This window comes from Streptomyces sp. NPDC058678, assembly GCF_042714835.1.
In the GTDB taxonomy this organism is placed as follows: Bacteria; Actinomycetota; Actinomycetes; order Streptomycetales; family Streptomycetaceae; genus Streptomyces.
In genome coordinates this window covers 1-2,715 of record NZ_JBHXSG010000164.1, presented here as the reverse complement: position 1 = coordinate 2,715, position 2,715 = coordinate 1, and the positions used below count along the sequence as shown (strand labels likewise).

Below are 2,715 nucleotides of genomic sequence, written 5' to 3'. Positions count from 1 at the left end.
ACTGGCAGGACGCCCTGGCCGGCCTGCCCACCGAACTCGACCTGCCCACCGACCGCCCCCGACCCGCCGTCCCCACCCACCAGGGCGGCACCATCCCCTTCACCATCCCCGCCGACCTGCGCGAACGCATCGAAACCCTCGCCCGACAGGAACAGGCCAGCACCTTCATGGTCCTGCAAGCCGCCCTGGCCGTCCTGCTGTCCCGGCTGGGCGCGGGCACCGACATCCCCATCGGCTCGCCGATCGCCGGACGCACCGACGACGCCGTGGAAGACCTGGTCGGCTTCTTCGTCAACACCCTCGTCCTGCGCACCGACCTGACCGGCAACCCCACCTTCACCGAACTCCTCACCCGCGTCCGGGAAACCGACCTCGCCGCCTACACCCACCAAGACATCCCCTTCGAACGCCTCGTCCACCACCTCAACCCCGAACGCTCCACCAGCCGCCACCCCCTCTTCCAGATACGCCTCGTGGTGCAGAACGCCGATCCGCGTGCCGCAGTGGGGACCACGCTCGAACTGCCGGGGCTTTCCGTGTCCGCAGAGGCGACTGCTGACGCGGGCGCGAAGTTCGACCTGTTGTTCCGCCTGTACGAGACGGAGTCGGGTCTGGGCGGCGTGCTGGAGTACAGCGCGGACCTCTACGACGCGTCCACCGCCGAGTCGCTGTCCGAGCGCTTCCTGCGCGTGCTCCGTTCGGCCATTACGGAGCCGGAGCGGCCTGTGGGTCAGGTCGACGTACTGGACGGTGCCGAGCGCGGCCGTCTGCTGGAGGACTGGAACGCCACCGCACGGGACGTCGAGCCGACGAGCGTGGTGGAGCTGTTCGCGGCCCAGGTCGCGCGCACCCCGGACGCCGACGCGCTCATCTTCGAAGGCACTGTCCTCACCTACGCGGAACTGGACGAGCGCAGCAACCGCCTTGCGCGGCTGCTGATCGAGCACGGCGTGGGCCCCGAGCGGTTCGTCGCCGTGGCCCTTCCGCGCTCCGTCGAACTGATCGTGAGTCTCCTCGCAGTACTCAAGGCCGGTGGTGCCTATCTGCCACTGGAGCTGGACCATCCGGCAGAGCGCATCCGCTACATGCTCCACGACGCCACCCCGCTGGCGATCGTGACCCGAGAGGAGTGGTCCGGCCTGGTGGCGGAGACACCCGGGGCCAAGCCGCTGCTGTGGGACGCGGAAGAGACCGAGAAGGCGTTGGCCGGGATCTCCGGTGATCCGCTCGGAGCCCCGAACGCGACGGGTGCGCCGCGACCCGGCGGTCTCCCGGCGCCGCACGATCCGGCGTACGTGATCTACACGTCGGGCTCTACGGGACGTCCCAAGGGAGTCGTCGTCGAGCACCGCTCGGTGGGCGCCTACCTTCAGCGCGCACGCCATGCGTACCCGGATGCCTCCGGCACGGCGTTGCTGCACTCCCGTATCGGCTTCGACCTGACCGTGACCGCGCTCTACACACCACTGGTGTCAGGCGGCTGTGTACGTCTGGCCGACCTCAAGGACGAGACGGGTGACGGCTTCGCCGCCACGGCCCGGCCGACCTTCATGAAAGCCACGCCGAGCCACATGGCTCTTCTGGGCACCCTGCCCGACGCCGCCTCGCCGACCGGCACGCTCATCCTCGGCGGCGAGCAGCTTCTCGGCGAGAGCCTGGCCGAGTGGCGCGAGCGGCACCCCGACGTAACGGTCATCAACGCCTACGGCCCGACCGAAGCCACCGTCAACTGCACGGACTTCAGGCTTGAGCCCGGCACCCCGACCCCGTCGGGCCCCGTGCCGATCGGCCGGCCTTTCTGGAACACCCAGGCCTATGTCCTGGGCGCGAACCTGCAGCCGGTGCCGACCGGTGTCCCGGGCGAGCTGTACATCGCCGGCACCGGCCTGGCACGGGGTTATCTGGGGCGTCCGGACATGACGGCGGAGCGGTTCGTGGCGAATCCGTTCGGCCCGGCCGGCGCGCGCATGTACCGCACCGGCGACCTCGTTCGGTGGGGTGCCGACGGGCAACTGCGGTACGTGGGCCGCGCCGACCAGCAGGTGAAGCTGCGCGGTTTCCGTCTGGAGCCGGGCGAGATCGAGTCCGTGCTCGTGGGCATGGCCGAGCTTCACCAGGCAGCGGTCGTGGTCCGTGAGGACAGCTCGGGGGACAAGCAACTCGTCGCGTACGTCGTACCGGACACCGGCCGAGAGCCGGCCCCGGCCGCCGCGACTCTGCGTGCGTACGTGGCCGATCGGCTGCCCGATTACATGGTGCCGTCAGCGTTTGTCCTGCTCGACGCCCTGCCGCTGACCGCCAACGGAAAGCTGGACAGGCGCGCCCTTCCTGCCCCTGCCGAGGAGTCGGCGGCCGACCGTACACCGGGTACGGCCGTCAGTGCGGCCCACAACCCGTGGGAGGAGGCTTTCAGCAACCTGTTCGCGGACGTACTGGGCGTCGAACAGGTCGGCAGGGACGACGACTTCTTCGAACTGGGCGGGCACTCCCTGCTCGCCATCCGGTTGTTGGCTCGGGCCCGTTCGGCACTCGGCATGGAGCTGTCGGTCCGCGACATGTTCAACAACCCCACGGTCGCCGGACTCGCCAAGCTGATCACGGTGGCCGGACGGACGGGCCAGCCGGTGGTGGCGCGGGCGGAGCGTCCGCAGCGGTTGCCGCTGTCGTACGCCCAGCAGCGGATGTGGTTCCTGCACCAGTACGAACCAGACAGCG

General features: G+C 69.8%; 1 protein-coding gene. It reads left to right on the top strand.

The window, feature by feature from the left end:
* Positions 1–2,715, top strand: a 2,715-nt coding sequence (locus tag ACFWWR_RS48485) for an amino acid adenylation domain-containing protein (RefSeq protein ID WP_384310766.1), incomplete at both ends; no start/stop codon positions are given.